The organism is uncultured Dysgonomonas sp. (genome assembly GCF_900079725.1).
Taxonomy (GTDB): domain Bacteria; phylum Bacteroidota; class Bacteroidia; order Bacteroidales; family Dysgonomonadaceae; genus Dysgonomonas.
Genome location: NZ_LT599032.1, coordinates 4,357,565 through 4,375,704, shown reverse-complemented (window position 1 = coordinate 4,375,704; position 18,140 = coordinate 4,357,565). Strand labels below are relative to the sequence as shown.

The window sequence follows — 18,140 nt, the reverse complement described above, 5'->3', positions numbered from 1 at the left end:
CCCCATACTATCTTACTCTGATCGCCAAACAATATAAGATATATTTCGGAGCTCTTCCGATTGAACTGTTCCGTATTCCGTCTTCTTATGTTCTTCATCGTAGTACCAGCCAAATGCGGTATTACTGCCAACCAGGTATATTGCATCGGTTACTCCTATATCGACCAGCGCCTGCGCAAAATCGTGAAACGACTCGGCGCTACGGCTTTCTACCATTATCACTTTACCGGAACGAGTAGCCAGCGCCCTGCGGATCGATTTATTCTTCGGGTTATTTTCAATGAGTATACCATTGTCTACCAGCGGATATTGCCGGAAGAAATAACCTTTCCACTCAATCGCTTTTTGCAACAATGGCGTATTATCCGAAACACCGATAATAACTTCACCGTCAATGACCGCGCAAAATCCGGTTTTGGCAACTCCTCTCGATAATTTTTCGCCGGCAAGGACAAAATCGCCTACTATCTCGTAATTATCGCCCCTGATATCGGCAGCCTGCGTGATGAATACAATCGTAGAATCAGACGTATCCGGAATACCTACAGATAATGACAGTGTAGCATGATGAGGTACGTAAACAAACATAGGCACATCGTTAACTGTCTCTTCCAATATTTCCACATAACCCTTTACGGTATCACCTGGTATAGGCTGTATAGTATCGGGAGTTATACCAGCTGTATATACAGCCTCTTCTGTCTCAGGTTCGAAATAATAGTCAGTAGTCGGTTTTCGCAATAGTAATGTCAATAATGCTACTATTATTACTACCGCTATACAAGCCGCAGCTATCAGCCACCACTTTTTTTGTGGATTTGGCTTTTTGTCCCTACTTTCTTTTGAGCCAAGAAAGTAGACTTCGTTTTCTGTTTGTATATCTTTCTTGCTCATTCTTCGGTTCTCCCGTTCTTTATACTGTTTTCTAATACTGTTTTCAATGCCTTCAATGCTTCTTTCGAAGCAGAAAGTGCAAATTTATGAGGAAAGCTGATATCTGAAAGAATAATCTGCTGCTTGGAAACATTCACGTAATAGATATATTGCGCATTTATAATCAGGCTTTTACCCAGACGGATAAAAGTGCCTGCATCATCATCCAGCTGTTGCTCAATAACCTTTTCGAAGGTACCCAGATTGAATGTAAACAGATGCTCTTCCTTATTGACCAGTACCATAGTGGAGTAATTCCCGTCGGAGGATATATAAGCTATCCTCTCGGGAGAGACCCTCACCAAGTCGTTACTGTTTGCCAATACAAGATACGTCTGCATTACCTCATTAATTTAATACAAAAATAGGTTATTCCAGATATAATCCGCTATCCAAAGGTATTTTATGTATTAAACAGGCTATCTATTGTATGAAATATGTATGTCAAAGAACGAAATAGAACCGATCATCTTTAATAAAGATTTATTTATGTTCATTTTGGTACTGCCCAATACGAACCAAAAGGCTAGCGCTTCATTCCTCGGCGACCCAAAACCGCCTCGATGGCTGAATCAAATAAATGGGCTATCGCCCCATTTGATTCTACGCCATCTTTACCGGATTGGGGACCCCGCCTGCGGAACTAATGCGCAGATGCTGACGCACTAGTAGTGCAAAGCCCTTAAAAATTTTCAACTCTCAATTTTCAACTGTCAACTAATTCACTTTACTATCACTTCTATCCTTCCCGTCTGCAAACCTTTCGCTTTTGCTTCAAAGACCAGCTTCCCGGCTTTTTCATCCGACTGTACTATCGAAGTCAACTGTCCGTTAAAGACCTGCATTCGAGGCAGATGAAAGAGTTCGAGCGAAGTAGGGTCACCGTTTGCCGATGCTTTATAGCTGCCGTCTCCTGTTACGGAGAAGGTTATCTGACGTTGGTCATCAGGGCATAGATTTCCGTCTTTATCCACTACCCTTACATTTATATAAGCCAAGTCTTTGCCGTCGGCAGCTAACTGTGTCCTGTCCGCTACAAGTTCTATATGATGCGGCTTACCTGCTGTACGCACAATCTTTTCTTCCGCTACTTTACCCTGTGCATCGTATGCAACGACTTTCACTTCGCCCGGTTCGTATATGGCATCCATCCACATCAGACGGTAGCGGTTCTGTAATGTAGCATTATTTTTACTTTGTTTTCCGTAGCTTTTACCATTGATAAAAAGTTCGGCTGACGGATAATTGGTATAAACGAATACAGGTGTTTTCTCTCCTTCACGCCCTTTCCAGTTCCAGTGAGGCAGAATATGCAACGTACTCTCATTCTTATTCCACAGACTACGATACAGATAATACCTGTCTTTAGGAATACTTGCCAGATCTATAATACCAAACATAGAACTATGATTCGGCCATGCATCCGTATCATAAGGAGAAGGTTCTCCCAGATAATCGAATCCCGTCCATACGAATTGTCCCATAGTCCATTCATAATCGTCTGCCAATGCAAAATCATCATCCGGCAGATTCGACCATGCACAATATTCGAAATCGTAGGATGAAGATTGATGGTCGTCATATATGGCATCGGCTTTTTTCTCTACAGGGAATTTATATACTCCCCGCGAGCTTACAGTCGATGACGTTTCAGTTCCAAGCACCAGATTTTGAGGTAGCTTTTCATAACCTTCCAGATAACGATGAGCACGGTAATTGAAGCCGGGAACATCCAGCATAGCTGCAAATCCGTTATTCAACACACAACTAATCTGGTCCATTCCACAAGTAACAGGGCGTGTAGGATCTTCACGGTGGCAGATATCCTGCAAGAAAGAAGCCACCTTGTATCCCTGGTCGCTGCACTGAGTAGGTACTTCATTGCCAATACTCCACATCACCACACTGGCATTGTTGCGATAGTTGCGCAACATATTTACCATGTCTTTTTCTGCCCATTCGTTAAAGAAACGGTGATAACCATTCTCGCACTTAGCAATATCCCATTCGTCGAATGGTTCTATCATCATCATAAAGCCCATCTCATCACACAGGGCAACCAATTCCGGCGCAGGCATATTATGTGCCGTGCGTATGGCATCGCAGCCCATATCTTTCAGCATGGTCAGCTGACGGCGCAATGCCGCTACATTAATGGCTGCTCCCAGAGGACCAAGGTCGTGATGATTACAAACTCCTTGGAATTTACGTCTTTTACCATTCAGAAAGAATCCCTTGTCGGCAATCAGTTTTATATCCCTTATACCGAAACGTGTGGTATATTCGTCAACCTGTGCATCTTTTACATATACTTTTGATATGGCGCTATATAGATACGGAGTCTCAGGTGACCACAGTTGGGGTTTATCTACAATAAGATTCTGCTCGAAAGGCTGGCCGTGGTTTATCCTTAGTGTATTATCTTTTTTAGCAACGACATTTCCTAATGCATCTTTTATTTCGGTAACTATCCGTACATCCGCGTTATCCGAATTGCTGATTTCAGTTTTCAGCTTCACCGAAGCATATTCTTCCGAGACAAAAGGCGTAGTAATATAAGTACCCCATACAGGTACATGTATTTCTTCGGTCACTACTACATGTACATTCCGGTAAAGACCCGCACCCGGATACCAACGCGACGACTGCGGTTTATTTTCGAGCCTGACTGCGAGAGTATTATGCTTACCGTCAGTATTCAGCAGATCCGTTACATCGCAATGAAAAGAATTGTAACCGAAAGGCCAGAAACAGGCTTCTTTCCCGTTTACATACACACGCGCTTCGCTCATTGCTCCATCAAAAAGCAGTGTGACACGTTTTTTCCCTTTCTCGAAATTATCTACATTAAACGTATTCCTGTACCAGCCAATACCGACATATGGCAATCCTCCCGTACGTCCGGTTTTTACAGTCGCTACTTTTTCCCCATTCTGGGTAACAGCCACTTCCTGCAAATCGTGCTTGCGGTCGAAAGGCCCGTATATAGCCCAATCATGGGGAACAGTTACCGACTCCCAGTTTTTATCATCAAAGCCTGCTCTGACTGCATCAGGATAATCGCCTTTGCTGAATTTCCAGTTTTTTTCCAGTAAAAACTCTGCTCTTTTTGTTTGCGACTGAATGGTGGCATTGCAACAAAACAGTATGGCTAAAATAAAAGTTATAAATTTTCTTTTCATTATAAAATTTAATCAGTTTCATTTTTAATTTTCAAAAGGTAACAAAAGTAACAGTTTTTGGAGTTAACAGTCAACAGTTAGCAGTTAACAACAAGACGTTATTTCCATTTACGACTTACCACTTAAAACTCACTACTTGTTAAAAGGTAACAAATGTAACACTTTTTGCATACTTCTCTCCTGTTACTTATCTGTCCTCCCCCTTCCCTATTCTCGCTTTCATTTTTTTGCTTTTATTCTCTTTGTAAGTCCCCTTAGGGGGATTTAGGGGGCTATTAATATTTCAAACAGCAATAAGCTGACACCCTTTAGCTGTCAGCTTATTGTATAGATAAATATTATTTAAACGCATCCAAAGCAACTGTAGGTTTTCCCGAATCGTCAAAAGCACCAAGTGTATACGCGTTCCAACTACCATACGCCTGCGGTTCCCAATAGAATACACCTAAGCCTTTGCCATCCGGTAATGATTTTGTTTTTTCTATCAAATCGGTCAGAAAGGCCTTTGACGCTTCCGCTTTATCCCAGCTCATCCCTACCTCACAAACCATTACATCCGAGCCATAACGCTCTATCATATCTTTCATATTGGCAAGGCAATCGTTGTTCATGGTCTTCCAATCATCGGCAGACGGATACAAAGACATACCTATTACATCCCACTTTCCATTGTTACTTTTCAGCCCGTCGAACAACCAACGGAACAATCCATTATCCTGTCCGTTTTGTAAGTGAACAATCACTTTGGCATCAGGAAAAACTGCCTTGACCGCATCATAGCCTGCATTATTAAGCTCGGCATAGTTTTCCATATAGTCTTCAGCTTTTCCATCATTCCATAACATTCCGTTGCCTGTTTCATTACCCACCTGTACCCACTCCGGAGTGATACCATTTGTTTTCAATACGTTCAGCACTTCTGTCGTATAGCTTGTAACGACGCTTTTCAGTTCTGTAAAACTCAGGTTAGTCCATGCAGCCGGCTTTTCTTGTTTCGACGGATCTGCCCAGCTATCGCTGTAATGGAAATCCACCATAATACGCATTCCCAGATTTTTAGCCCGGTATGCTTTTACCAACAAATCTTCAGTATTGCACCACCCATCTACAGGGTCGACCCATACACGCAGGCGGACAGAGTTCATACCAAGACTTCTCAACAGCCTTATACCTTCCATTTCAGCCCCTGCTGTATTGTAGAATTTCTTCCCCGACGCTTCCATCTGGGTTATCCAGCTCACATCAGCCCCTTTGGCAAAAGTTTCGGCCGATAAGTCAGGATTGGTTGCACCGTTATCATCATCGTCACCACAGGAAATAAATCCGAGGGAAACAATAAATGAAAGTGCTATAATCAAATGCTTTATATATAATTTCATAGATATTCTTATTTTAAAGGTCGCAGACCTGTTTATTATTCTGACAAATAAAAATTATAAGTAAAAGAAAATATTTAATGTTACATTATCTAGTCATAATTAACTGTTGCTGTTTCAGATACGAAAGCAATAAATAGGTCTGTGACCTTAATCATTCGATTGTATATGTGTACTTCTCAGGATTGCTCAGATTCATAGTAATAGTATAAGTACCCGGTGTGGCTATTTCTATATTCGCTCCGCCCAGAGTAATCTCTCCGTTACTACCTCCGTATTTCGAATTCCAGTCGTTATTGGCAATTATCTGAATACCATACAATGTGTTCGAGATATTACATGTTACTTTCCAGACCTGATTTACAGTATCGTAAGTCATCACATCAGTAGCAAGGCTCCATGCATTGAACTCTCCGGTAACGGCAAAGGCAGTAATTCTCGTCTTACTCCATTTCATCGTATTGGTATTCGCTTTCAGTAGGAAATACCCACCTTCTTCAAACCAGATATTCCACTGGTCGCCACTATCATCCAATGTATATAAATCATTCGGATTAGAACCATAAGTTATGCCCGAAGTGCTGCTCATTTCGGTCGTAAATTTAAAATTATCCCATGCTTCAGCATTCACAAATCCTTCATATTCTCCATTTCCACTGCGAGAACATAAGCGTGTTGTGTATTTATCCCATCCACCGCTCAGCATGCCCGGCATATATAAAAATGCGATTTCTTCGTAAGGGGTAACGGTCACTTCCACTACATTACTGTAAAGAGGATCTACATTAGCGGCAATGGTAGATTTCAGGCGTACATAAAGTTTTGCAGCCTGCGATGTTTCCAGCCCCATACTCAGGGCCAGCGAATTCAATGCCTTGCCTGTGTATGATTTAGCACTGGCAGTTTCCACCACATCTTTTGCACTGGCAAATGAACTCTGTGTATCGAACTGGAGTGTTGTCTTCAATGCATCGGCAGGAAGCCCGTACTTTTGCGAATATGTATTCGCCAACTCTCCGGCATTCCACATAAAGGACAGAACCAGTTTTCCACTGTTATCATTCGTCAATACGACCTCCGATGCCGTCACTTTCAATTCTCCTTCCTGAAAACCCGAAAGCACCACCTCATCCCCGTCACTGTTACATGACACGGCCAGTATAGCCAGAAGGAACAGGAATATATATTTATTTATTGTTTTCATACTATTCTATATCTTAAAGATTAATACCCTTCGTTTTGTTTCAGATTAGGATTAGCTGCGAGATCGGCCGGCGGAAGCGGATACAAATTGAATTTGCTGTCAGTTCCCGTACCATCCATTGTTCCACCTTTCCATTGCCATACATAAGACGAGCCTGTGAATTTTCCGAAACGGATAAGGTCGGTACGGCGGGTGCCTTCCCAATATAATTCACGCCCTCTTTCGGCCAGAATAAAATCAAGAGTCAGTTCATCTTCACTAACCTTTCCTGTCTCATTGCCGTAAGCTCTTTTGCGTATCAGATTTATATATTCAGCTGCAAGGCTCTTACTTCCACTCGTACCACCTCTTACTACAGCTTCCGCATACATTAGATATACATCGGCAAGACGTATCATCGGAAAATCAGTATCGACCAATCCTTCTGAAAAGTTTGAGCCGTTCTGTCCTGTCGATGTCTTATTAATATATTTCACAATAGAATAGCCTTGAGTACCGATAGTAGGGTCTTCAATATCAAGAGTCTGCCCATCGGTATAGAATGCTGCACGCTTATCTGTCGCCCCTGTAATATCTTTGAAAAGTTTCACGAATTCCTTTCTGGTACGGATACTGCCCCAACCGGATTGCACTCCGTAATCGGTAGCTATCATAGAGCCTACGATAGGCCCGCAAACCAGGTATGTACTGCCGCCCCATGTAGTGGTATGCTGTCCGTCGGCTTCTATAGGGAAGATGATCTCATTTGTACGCAAATCATTATCGGCATTGAACAGATTGGCATATGTATTTTCCAACGCATAACCTCCGTCTATTACTTTCTTGCTGTAAGTAATACATTCCGTATTCTTTTCGGTGCCTGTGTATACTTTAGCATTCAGATATAGTTTTGCTAATAACGACCAGGCTGCCGCACGGCTTACCCGCCCGTATTCGTTCTGCAATGGCAGAGGTAATTCCTCTTCTATACCTTTCAACTCTGATTCTACATAATTAAACAATTCTGATCGTGTAATACGCGGAGGGAAGAATGCTCCCACAGGGTCCGCCTCGGTTACAAAAGGTACATTCCCGTAAAAATCCAGCGCATGATAATAAACCAAAGCTCTAAGGAAACGGGCTTCGCTGCGGTAAATCTTTATCTGTTCCCTGTCGCTGTCGTTGAAACCTGATAGTTTATCATCGGTCGCATTGCGTAAAAATTCATTACAGATGGCCACAGTATAATAGATACGGTAATACATCGCCGAAGTCCATTCGTCCGAAGAATTCCATGTCATAAACTGGATACCGTTCAAAGCATCACCCCCACCCCATGTGTAAATAGCCTCATCGGTAGGTAGTTCCTGCAAATTGTAGAAAATACGCAGGTAGCCCCAATATGTTTTACCTCCGAGGTCGGTGTTCCCGTCCCCTTTTTCCTGTCCGGCAATAGCAAGGGATGCATATAGTTTTGCCAGAACGGATTTATAGCCTTCGGGTGTATTGTAAACCGTTTCGGGTGTAGCTTCTATTTTGGGTATCTGGTCAAGGTCGTTCAGACATGATGTGAACAGACCTAAGGTCATCGACACCAAAAGAATGTATATATATTTTATCTTTTTCATTTTCGTAATTTTTAAGGTCGCAGACCTATTTATTATTTTTGTATGTATAGTAACAACAGTTAATTAAGACTGAAAAATATTTCATTATTTTTTTCGGTTACTTATAATTTATTAGAAATCAAGATTCAGACTTAAAGAGAATATTCTCGGACGAGGATAGAAGGAACTATCGAAACCATTTGTTATTTCAGGATCTACTCCATCGTATTTGGTAATAGTAAATACATTCTGGACCAAAGCACCTATTCTGAGGTTAGGGCCGTTGAATACTTTCCCTACATTGTACCCTACCGAAATATTGTCCATTTTGAGGAATGATGCGTTTTGCACGTAATAATCGGAACGGAACTGGCGTGACTGGAATCCTGTATTCAGGAAGTCTCTTGACATATTATTGATTGCGTACGGAATGTATTGCATCGTTTCCCATGCTCCTGCATTGGCTGCCATATTGTTATAAACATAGTTACCGAAACTCGCTCTCAAGGCAAAACCCAGCGACCAGTTCTTATATCTGAACTGTGAATTGAATCCTAACAGATAATCTGGCATCGGTGAATGGTAACGGTACAGGTCCTTTTCATTGATAACTCCATCATCGTTGAGGTCGGCATACATCCCTTCAATTGGTTTGCCCGCATCATCATATACCTGTTTGTAGACATAGAACATATAAGGAGTATATCCTTCGGTAAGTATCTGTATGCCTTGCCCGCCGACTTCGGGGCCAGTATAAGATCCCGGAGAATTTTCGTTCTTAACCAATGACAGATTTGTAATTTTTACTTTCTGGTATGTCGCATTAAAGCCGAGTGTCCAGGTTATATCTTTTGTATCTATAGGAGTTGCGTTAATAGCAAACTCAAGACCGTTGCTTTCTATATTACCCACATTAGTGGTTGCTTTCTCTGCGAAATTTGTACCCGCCGGAACTGATACTGTAGCGAGCAAGTCCTTCGTTTTACGGTTATAGTAATCGAATGTACCATTGATACGGTTATTGAGGAATCCGAAGTCGAAACCTGCATTATACGAATCTGTTGTTTCCCATTTCAAATCGGCGACATAAGTCGACGGACGATAGAGGTAGTAGTACTTATCACCGAAACGGTATTGTGCATATTCGTTACTCAATGTATAAACAGGTAGGAATGAGTAGTTCCCGATACCATCCTGTTGCCCTGTCACCCCATAGCTTAAGCGAAGTTTTAAATCACTGATTACATTATTATCCCTCAGGAATGATTCCTGCGATATCCTCCATGCCAATGCTACCGACGGGAAAGTTCCCCAACGGTTATCCGGATTGAAACGGGACGATCCGTCGCGGCGAACAGTCGCCGTCAGCATATATCTGGAATCGTAAGAATAATTCACACGCCCGTAGAATGATAATAAAACGTGAGTCTGATCCTGTGCTGGAGAAGTACTTACCGTTTCGCCGGCAATGTTCTTATCTATAAATACAGGAGTTTTAGCTCTCCAGTGTTGGTAATCATAACCCGCTGTAGCATCCAGATTACTTTTTATATTCTTAAAGAATTTCGAGTAATTCAGATAACTTGTAAAGAGTTTATTTGTTTTTTCCTGCGAATATTCATTATCCGTACCACCAATCTGATATACATTGGCTGCCTCAGCAGGAATATAGTTTGTTCCCTCACCTTTGGCATAATCATAACCTAATGTCAGATGCGCTTTCAGTTCAGGCAGAAAATGAAATTTATAATCCACATCCATATTCCCGATACTGCGTTTCACCGTACTCTCATGTTGTTCCTGTTTCAATAAACCGACAGGATTGAGCAATGCTCCTGTTGCGGGAACACCCGCATTGTCGAGGCTTTCGTAATATCCTCCGAAATTTGAATTACCGGAATAAACAGGCTGCGTAGGGTTAAAAACTGTCGCATTCCAGATAGCATCGGTATTCGCAAAACTATTTTTATTTATCGAGCCTTTCAGATTGAAGTCAAATTTTAAATGGTTGTCAAAAAATGTTGGGCTTACAACGATACTTCCGGTATAACGTTTTGCATTATCAGTTTTCAAAATACCTTCCTGGTTATAGTAACCTGCCGATACCCTGAACGGAACCGTTTTGGCGAAGTTTCCCGCAACACTCAGGTTATTATCGGTACCAACTGCCGTTTGATATATCTCATCATTCCAATTTGTATTGGATTCACCTAATAATGCTTTTTGCTGGTCATTACCTTTGCTGGTTATTAGATCACGGAATTCTTGTGCAGAAAGGGTTTCCGCTACTTTCGTCTTATTCTGCAGAGAGAATGTGGTGTTGAAACTGATATTCAGTTTATCGGAACTTCCTTTTTTAGTAGTGATGATGATTACCCCGTTCGAAGCCCTTGAGCCATAGATGGCTGTGGAAGAAGCATCCTTCAGTACCGTCATGCTCTCTATATCATTCGGATTGATAAGACTAAGGAAGTTACTGCTATTACCGCTGATACCTCCGCTTTCCAAAGGCACACCGTCAAGAACGATTAACGGATCGTTACTAGCATTTAGTGAAGCTCCCCCACGGATACGGATAGTGCTTCCCGATGTAGGTGAGCCATTATTGGACATAATCTGCACTCCGGCTACCTTTCCGTTTATCAACTGCTCGGGAGAACCGATAAGTCCCTGATTAAAGTCTTTACTGCTCACACTGGATACTGTCCCTGTCAGGTCTTTTTTCAGTTGGGTACCATAGCCTATTACAACGACTTCGGTCATTAGCTGCACCTTCGGTTCCAGTTTTATGTTTACAACCCGGTTGTCAGTAATCACAACTATCTGTGTTTCATATCCGAGAAAAGAAAATTCCAATTGATTGCGGCCTTCCGGCAGATCAATCGAGTATTTACCATCTATATCGGTGGTAGTACCTAATGTGGTTTCCGAAACTTTCACAACGGCTCCGATAACCGGCTCGTTTGTTTCGTCTACTACTGTTCCCGCAATCGTCTTCGACTGTGCCAGAGCCATCAGGGGCGCGAGCAACAATAAAGCCAAAGCTATTACGAAGCGGAAATAAGCAAATTTCTTACAACTATCGTATTTTTTCATGGTTTTAAATATTTAATAAGGTGATTATTTCGTTTGTTCATATTCTAATTTATTTTTCATTCCAGCCATACACTGCCTAAATCTAAAGTCGCATCATTTGTTATATCATCCGCCGTTGACATTTCTAACATCTCTATTTTTTCTATAGCGAATGGTATCTGTGTATCAGGCTCGAAATATCTTTCGAGAAAAGTCGGATATGGAGATGGCAAAAGAGCCGTTTTCACCTGTCGCAAGTCTGATAAGGAAACTTTGTAAAGTCCGTCTTTATCCAGATTCACTACCGCAGTATAAGTAAATCCGTCGGAGGTAACAAAACCCACATTCAATTTACCGATTCCTTTTATATTTTTCAAATTGAAACATAGGTATTTTGATTTTTCCAATCTATCCTTCCTTTCACTGATATAATTCTTTATATATTTCCGCCAAAAGAAACGAGCATCTGTATCCGTTACCCTAAATCTGAATTTCAAAGAATTCGCGCTTGTCAGATCTGTTACGAAGTTTCGTAATACATAAGACGTCTCCGGAATACCATATGCTTCGATGTCACTATATTCATCTGTTATCTTTAATAACTCAACAGCACTCTCTGCACTTACAACAACACTCTCCCAATACTCAGAGCTAGTATAATCCCAATCCAACGGATTGCCTTCCGTTTTAGCAGGGTAAGTATAATTCTTGTTATCCTTGCACACTATTATATTATATCTGAAAAGCCCCTCATTTATCATATTGACAGGTATTTCCGCACCATAAGTATAACCATGTATACGTTTCATTTTCACAGACGGGTTCTTATCCGACCAGAAAGAAACCTTATCTGTATAAATAATCACCGAATCGGGAAACGATGGTCCTACTATCTGCGCTTCTATCTGTAAGGACTTACCGCGTTCAATTACCTTTGCAGGCTGATGAACAACTGAAAATGTTTTTGCATGTGCCTCGGGTGCAACAAACTCCCCTAGCAGGATATCGTTCCATCTGGATTTTTTGCCCCATTCGGTACTCGGGGTATAGTTTGTATTTTTCAGAAGATAGACGCCCGGTTTTACGGAAATGCTCGCACCCTTTGATAAACCATTATAAGCATTCCCATCATTGATAGCTGTGACAGTGAAATTCTCACCTAAACCGGGCAACCTAACTTCCATAGCCCATGTATTCCATGCGATAGTGACCACCTCTTTTTTCAAAGACGGCTTACTAAACGGATCGTCTATCTGCACGGCATCGGGCATAACCTCCAATCTCCATAACCCATTTTCCAGCTTGTCCAGAAAATAAGCGCCTGTACCTTCATATTTTACTATTGGTGAACTTCCGCAACCTGCTACCGACTGTAACTGTTCTGGCATAACAGGTGAAGATGCCGTATTATTCGAATAAAAGAACTTGTCCGTACTGTTCAACTCACTTAGATCCTGCGCATAGCTAACATGAAAATCAGCGAATACCGTATCATTCGGATATTTTGCATATTTCTGATACATCGGCACCCTATACGCCACTTCCGCCGCAATCTTCATACTGATTGCCTTATTCGGGGTATATGCCAGATTAAGGAAATGAGTCTGATATTCGGTATTTGCCCATGCTATATCAATGGGGTCATATGCAAACTGGGTAATCCACTGAAATCCCTGCATGCGGAATGCGCGGGTCATAGCCGGATACATATAAGAATAAGTGATATCGGCAGGATCGTATTCATAGACGGCTTTAGCTTTTTTATCGAAGCCTTTCGCATTAGAGAACGGTATACCATAATTATCCACATACGGCAGAAAATTACCTTTGCGTGTATGTCCCGCAACCAGCCCGATAGGATACCACTGGTAGGTAGTGCCCTGTATGGCCGTATTGAAATAAGCCTGTACATGCCCCATATTGTGACTCACATTATAAAATACAGGTTTATTGTTACCGGCCTTTTTAATAGCGGATAGCATCCTGTTAATGTAGCTTTCGGTCTGCTGCGGAGTATCTGCATGGCAAGGTTCGTTATTTATTTCAAAGCCTACAATATACGGGTCGTCTTTATAAGATAGGCTTGTATAAGGATTTACATGTTTTACAAACTGATGGATATAATTTTCCTGCGCAGCAATAGCTTCTTCGGTACTATGTATCATACATTTGTCATACAAATAAGAGAATGCCCCTGTATTCTGATTCTTTTCAGGATAACCATTCCCGAAGTTTGTCATTGTTGTAATCAATACTCGTATATTGCGTTCCCTCAGCTTTGCAATCAGATAATCGAGCAGGTCGAGATGATCGTTCTCTATCAGATTACCCTTTGCATCGGATATTTCCACATCCCACACATGGATACGGTAGGCATTGAAGCCTAATCGCGCGAAATGATATACATCCCTGTCTATAGCTTCTTTATGATTCTTTCCTATATAATTGACTGCACGATAGGCATGCGCAAAAGGCATTGTATAGTTTACTCCGTAGAAAGAAGCCTCCTGACGGGTATCCGACCAGCGCATCACACCGCTTTTGTCTATATAAATTGTTGGAATATCTGTTTTCTTCTGAGCGAAAAAAGATAAAGAGAACAGCAAGCTGCATAGTGTTGTGAAGAATAATTTCATGGTATTTATATTTAACTGTTTTCCCCTTTAAGGACAACAGCAAATTTAGGCCTAATGAATGATTTACACTATGCACAAATTGGACAGATGAGAACACAAATAGGACAACAGGAGAGTTTAACTTATCCCGGACAAACATTTAAACAACTATAAATATGCACATTATCCGTCATTCTCCACAAACTCGCGCGGAGTCTTTCCAAACTCAGCCTGAAAGCTTTTCGAGAAATATGAGCGGTTCGAGAATCCGACCATATACATCACCTCGGCAATGGAAAACTTATTTTGGGAAAGGAGCATCGCCGCTTTTTTTAAACGTACCGAACGAATAAATTCGACAGGCGAGAGCCCGGTCAATTGTTTTATTTTGCGATAAATCTGCTTGGAACCGATACCCGAAATATCACTGAGCGCATTTACATTCAGATCGGGGTCTGCAATCTTATCTTCTATAATCGTTGTTATCTCAGACAGGAACTTCTCATCGGGAGATGTGGCTTCTATTGCTTTCGGGGCAGCTATAGTTTCTATCCGTAGTTTGTCTTCCAGTTGCTGCTTACTATTCAACAATTGTTCGATACGGGACAAAAGGATTTCAGGATCGAATGGCTTGGGTATGAATGCATCTACATTCAGGTTTATACTTTCCAGTTCGGTGGTCTTATCATCTTTAGCCGTAAGCAGAATAATAGGTATCGTAGAAGTCGGTATATTCCGGCGTATACGACGGCTCATTTCCAGTCCGTCCATCACAGGCATCATAATGTCGGCTACTATCAGGGCGGGCTTAAGATTTAAAGCCATCTCCAATCCCATTTTTCCATTATGAGCCACTTCATACCTGTATTTGGACGCGAGAGTCTGACATATGAAATCCGCTATTTCGGGATTATCATCCACAACCAATACAAGCGGCTTACTCTCATTATTATTTGTATTTCCTGTTTGAGAAACGATATCAGATTCGGCTTCAATATCGTCTAATGGCAGAGTAATAACAATCCGGGTTCCCTTATCTTCTTCAGACGAAACAGTAATCTGGCCTCCGTGCTGTTCGCTGTATGTCTTTGCCAGGTAAAGGCCGATGCCTGTACCCTCCTTCTCTTTCGATGTTTTTGAGGACTGGTAAAAACGTTCGAATACATAAGGAATATCCCGCTGAGGTATACCGATTCCTGTATCCGAAACAGTTATTTCCAATATTTTGTCCGTATCGTTTGCTACAAGATTAAAGTTTACTTCTCCATTTTCTTTGGTATATTTGCAGGCATTGACTATAAGGTTATTTAGTACCGATTCTATTTTCAATACATCTATATTTATATGGATTTTCTCTTTGTTGGTATGAAATGAGAACTTCAGGTTCTTCTCTTTATAGCCTTCTTCATAAACCGAGAACAAGCTCCGGGCAAATTCCACGAACTCAACTCTCGATAATATCAGGTTTGCATTCGTATTACTATCTATCCTGTTAAAATCAAGCACCTGACGGATAAGGGAGTTCAATTTTAAAGCATTTCGCTGTACCGCCTCAAGTTGTTTTTTCTTATACGGATCTTTTGTTTCCAACAAAAGACGGCTTACCGGAGCTATAATCAGGCTCAGCGGCGTTTTGAATTCATGCGAGACATTCGTAAAAAAATCTATCTTGAGGTTGGATAATTCCAACGTTTTCTCCTTTTCTATACGCTCTATCCTCAGATTGTTACGTACCCTGAAAAAATTCATTATCCAAAGTAGCAGGCATAACAATAAAAAAGCATAAATACATTTCGCCCAGACCGTATAATACCACGGCGGATTGATCTGGATGAAAAATGTATATATTTTATCTGATGGTTTGCCTGACGAGTCGAGTTTACTTATAATAAGACTGTATTTTCCATACTCCAAGTTGGGATAAGTTATACGACCCGAATTTTGTTTCAGTATATTCCAATCCTTGCCTATTCCTTCAAGCCTGTATACAAATTTACTCCCTTCCTCTTCCGAATACATCAGATCCGAAAACTCAAACCCCAGATTATTCTGCTTATAATTCAATTCAATTTTGTCCAGATAGCGGATACTATAACCTTTGTAATCGATACCGGGCTCATATAACTTATCATTTACATACAAGGCCGTAAGCACAATAGGCAGATCGGGGCGCACTTCCTGCAACATAGCCGGTGAAAAAACAGCTAATTCATCGCTTCCGCCAAAATAGATCTTATCTGAAGATTTGTCGAAGAAGCCGCTGGTGTAGGCTTTATTTGTTATATTCAAACGCTGCACGTTATAGTTTTGCTTATCCAGTACCCATGCACCATCGCTGGTAGATATCCATATATGTTGCCCTTCTTCTACTAACGATAGTATTTCACTATTACTGAAAGCATCGAACTTAATGAAACGGGACTCATCGTTTTCGGGATTTATACGTACCAGCCCGCCCCGGAATCCGGCCCAGATAAAGCCTTCATTGTCGCATATTATATAATTCGGATTTTCATTATTGGTTCCCGATTCTATCGGTATCTTTGTCACGCTATTCAGCTTTGTATCTATCTTATTTATTCCATTATTATAAAGCAATACCCATACATTGCCTTTGCGGTCTGGTACAATCTGATTAATGAAATTACCCGACAATCCGTTACGTGTAGAATAATTATAGTCCGCTACATAGTTTCCGGATGGCGAAGACTGAATCAGCTTTTGTTTATCCACAACGAATATCCCCCCCAGACAAGTCGCAATCCACAAGCGGTCTTTATCATCTTCGAAAATATGATACGCCCAGTTGGAATTGAGAGTATGTGTAGTGTCGACAATACTGTAATGTATAAATTGTTTTTTGTTATAATCATACCGGTTGATGCTCCCATCTGTAGCCACCCACAGGTTTTGCTCCTTATCTTCATAAATATGCCGGATACGATTGTGCGAAATTGGATAACGCCGGTCCCCCATCCTGTACCAAACAGAGTTCTCGGGGTTATTCGTAAAAGACGGGGATAAGATAAGACCGTTTGTTCCCCCCAGCCAGAAATTATTACGCGAATCTTTAAATATCGCATGAAACCTGTTACCATCTCCCACTCCTGTAACCTGTGAAATCGGAACAATCTGAAACACTTTATTATAGCGCGACAAGGATATTCCATAGTCTGTACCTAACCATATATTTTTCTCCCTATCTGCAAATATTCCCCACACGATATTATTCGACAACGATTTTTCATTGCGGGAGTCATGGACGATATGTTGTATATCTTTTGTGGAATCATTATATACATAAAGACCGTTGTCAGTCCCCAAAAGAAGATTATTGTTGGGATCTATTTCCAGGGATTTGATAGAATTATCATGGAAAAAGTTGATCTCTTCCACTGTATTATATCCCGGTGTATATTTAAGCAATGCTCCCTCAGTACCAATCCATATACATCTACGGACAGTATCTTCCAATAATGAATTTACAAACTGATTATTTCGTTTTATATTGGCGGGTAGGTTTATGAGTTCAAATTTATCCGTTGCAGGAATATATCTGCATAAACCATTATAAGTGCCCACATACAAACTATTATTTTCTGTATTTATAATAGAATAGATAGTTCTGTGCGGAAGACCGTTGCCCTCTTTTTCACTCAGTTTGTCAATCTGCTTTGAATTGATGTTATACCTGTAAAGCCCATTCAGAGAGCCAATCCATAAAGCTCCATCTCTCAAGACCATGGTTCTTACATCCGATGGAAAATCGAAGTTAGTATTTTTATAACTATCTGTTTTGTAATTATAGAATAACACTCCGTTGTCGGTACCCAGACATAAGTATGTATCATCGAGTACCAGAATGCAATATATCTGCGTATTAGTCTTGTTGTCGAATGAAAAGTGTTGCTGGGCTGTGTATCCGTCATAACTGAAAAGCCCTTTATTAGAACCTATCCATATCAGGCCTTGAGCATCCTGTGCAAAACAATTGATACCCGAGGCTTCCGAATTAAGATTGATATTACTGAAAGTCTGATAGTTCACCTTTTGCCCCGTCACAAAAAGAGTGGACAGAAGGAATAGAAAAGTATATAGAAATCTAATATGTATCATTATAATATTCAAACTATTCAGATACAAATATAAGATTTTAATAGCTTCTGCAG

General features: G+C 41.0%; 10 protein-coding genes. 1 reads left to right on the top strand and 9 read right to left on the bottom strand.

Going from position 1 to position 18,140, the window contains the following annotated elements; genetic code table 11:
- Nucleotides 1-12 precede the first annotated feature (12 nt).
- Both QZL88_RS17980 and QZL88_RS17975 read right to left on the bottom strand, forming a co-directional pair.
- A complete protein-coding gene (locus QZL88_RS17980) occupies nucleotides 13-894 on the bottom strand; it encodes a hypothetical protein (RefSeq protein ID WP_296943507.1) in 882 nt (293 codons plus the stop codon).
- Nucleotides 891-1,274 carry a LytTR family DNA-binding domain-containing protein gene (locus QZL88_RS17975; protein ID WP_296943505.1) on the bottom strand — a complete coding sequence of 128 codons (384 nt, stop codon included), beginning with the start codon at nucleotides 1,272-1,274 and terminating at the stop codon, nucleotides 891-893. Before QZL88_RS17975 ends, QZL88_RS17980 begins: the two co-directional genes overlap by 4 nt.
- Before the next feature lie 100 nt (nucleotides 1,275-1,374).
- Here QZL88_RS17975 and QZL88_RS17970 point away from each other — a divergent pair, with 100 nt between their 5' ends.
- Nucleotides 1,375-1,602 (top strand): hypothetical protein, encoded by a 228-nt coding sequence (locus QZL88_RS17970; RefSeq protein ID WP_296943502.1) that lies wholly within the window; start codon nucleotides 1,375-1,377, stop codon nucleotides 1,600-1,602.
- A 53-nt stretch (nucleotides 1,603-1,655) separates the two neighbouring features.
- Here the strand turns inward: QZL88_RS17970 and QZL88_RS17965 are convergent, their stop codons facing one another.
- The 7 genes from QZL88_RS17965 to QZL88_RS17935 form a co-directional block, all read right to left on the bottom strand.
- The gene (locus QZL88_RS17965) at nucleotides 1,656-4,115 is read right to left on the bottom strand and encodes a DUF4982 domain-containing protein (RefSeq protein WP_296943499.1); all 2,460 of its coding nucleotides are present in this window, start codon (nucleotides 4,113-4,115) and stop codon (nucleotides 1,656-1,658) included.
- Between the two features lie 338 nt (nucleotides 4,116-4,453).
- Nucleotides 4,454-5,494 (bottom strand): glycosyl hydrolase 53 family protein, encoded by a 1,041-nt coding sequence (locus QZL88_RS17960; protein WP_296943496.1) that lies wholly within the window; start codon nucleotides 5,492-5,494, stop codon nucleotides 4,454-4,456.
- Between the two features lie 151 nt (nucleotides 5,495-5,645).
- Nucleotides 5,646-6,695, bottom strand: coding sequence for a DUF5111 domain-containing protein (locus QZL88_RS17955; RefSeq protein WP_296943493.1), 1,050 nt, complete (start codon nucleotides 6,693-6,695; stop codon nucleotides 5,646-5,648).
- A 20-nt stretch (nucleotides 6,696-6,715) separates the two neighbouring features.
- The gene (locus QZL88_RS17950) at nucleotides 6,716-8,302 is read right to left on the bottom strand and encodes a RagB/SusD family nutrient uptake outer membrane protein (RefSeq protein ID WP_296943490.1); all 1,587 of its coding nucleotides are present in this window, start codon (nucleotides 8,300-8,302) and stop codon (nucleotides 6,716-6,718) included.
- A gap of 111 nt (nucleotides 8,303-8,413) precedes the next feature.
- Nucleotides 8,414-11,296 carry a TonB-dependent receptor gene (locus QZL88_RS17945; protein WP_296945136.1) on the bottom strand — a complete coding sequence of 961 codons (2,883 nt, stop codon included), beginning with the start codon at nucleotides 11,294-11,296 and terminating at the stop codon, nucleotides 8,414-8,416.
- Between the two features lie 137 nt (nucleotides 11,297-11,433).
- Nucleotides 11,434-13,992 (bottom strand): cellulase family glycosylhydrolase, encoded by a 2,559-nt coding sequence (locus tag QZL88_RS17940; protein ID WP_296943489.1) that lies wholly within the window; start codon nucleotides 13,990-13,992, stop codon nucleotides 11,434-11,436.
- 162 nt (nucleotides 13,993-14,154) lie between these two features.
- The gene (locus QZL88_RS17935; protein WP_296943487.1) at nucleotides 14,155-18,087 is read right to left on the bottom strand and encodes a two-component regulator propeller domain-containing protein; all 3,933 of its coding nucleotides are present in this window, start codon (nucleotides 18,085-18,087) and stop codon (nucleotides 14,155-14,157) included.
- Nucleotides 18,088-18,140 lie beyond the last annotated feature (53 nt).

Excerpts from the sequence above, each read along its gene's own strand:
- QZL88_RS17980 (WP_296943507.1), bottom strand. The coding sequence starts at position 894 with ATGAGCAAGAAAGATATACAAACAGAAAACGAAGTCTACTTTCTTGGC.
- QZL88_RS17975 (WP_296943505.1), bottom strand. The coding sequence starts at position 1,274 with ATGCAGACGTATCTTGTATTGGCAAACAGTAACGACTTGGTGAGGGTC.
- QZL88_RS17970 (WP_296943502.1), top strand. The coding sequence starts at position 1,375 with ATGTCAAAGAACGAAATAGAACCGATCATCTTTAATAAAGATTTATTT.
- QZL88_RS17965 (WP_296943499.1), bottom strand. The coding sequence starts at position 4,115 with ATGAAAAGAAAATTTATAACTTTTATTTTAGCCATACTGTTTTGTTGC.
- QZL88_RS17960 (WP_296943496.1), bottom strand. The coding sequence starts at position 5,494 with ATGAAATTATATATAAAGCATTTGATTATAGCACTTTCATTTATTGTT.
- QZL88_RS17955 (WP_296943493.1), bottom strand. The coding sequence starts at position 6,695 with ATGAAAACAATAAATAAATATATATTCCTGTTCCTTCTGGCTATACTG.
- QZL88_RS17950 (WP_296943490.1), bottom strand. The coding sequence starts at position 8,302 with ATGAAAAAGATAAAATATATATACATTCTTTTGGTGTCGATGACCTTA.
- QZL88_RS17945 (WP_296945136.1), bottom strand. The coding sequence starts at position 11,296 with ATGGCTCTGGCACAGTCGAAGACGATTGCGGGAACAGTAGTAGACGAA.
- QZL88_RS17940 (WP_296943489.1), bottom strand. The coding sequence starts at position 13,992 with ATGAAATTATTCTTCACAACACTATGCAGCTTGCTGTTCTCTTTATCT.
- QZL88_RS17935 (WP_296943487.1), bottom strand. The coding sequence starts at position 18,087 with ATGATACATATTAGATTTCTATATACTTTTCTATTCCTTCTGTCCACT.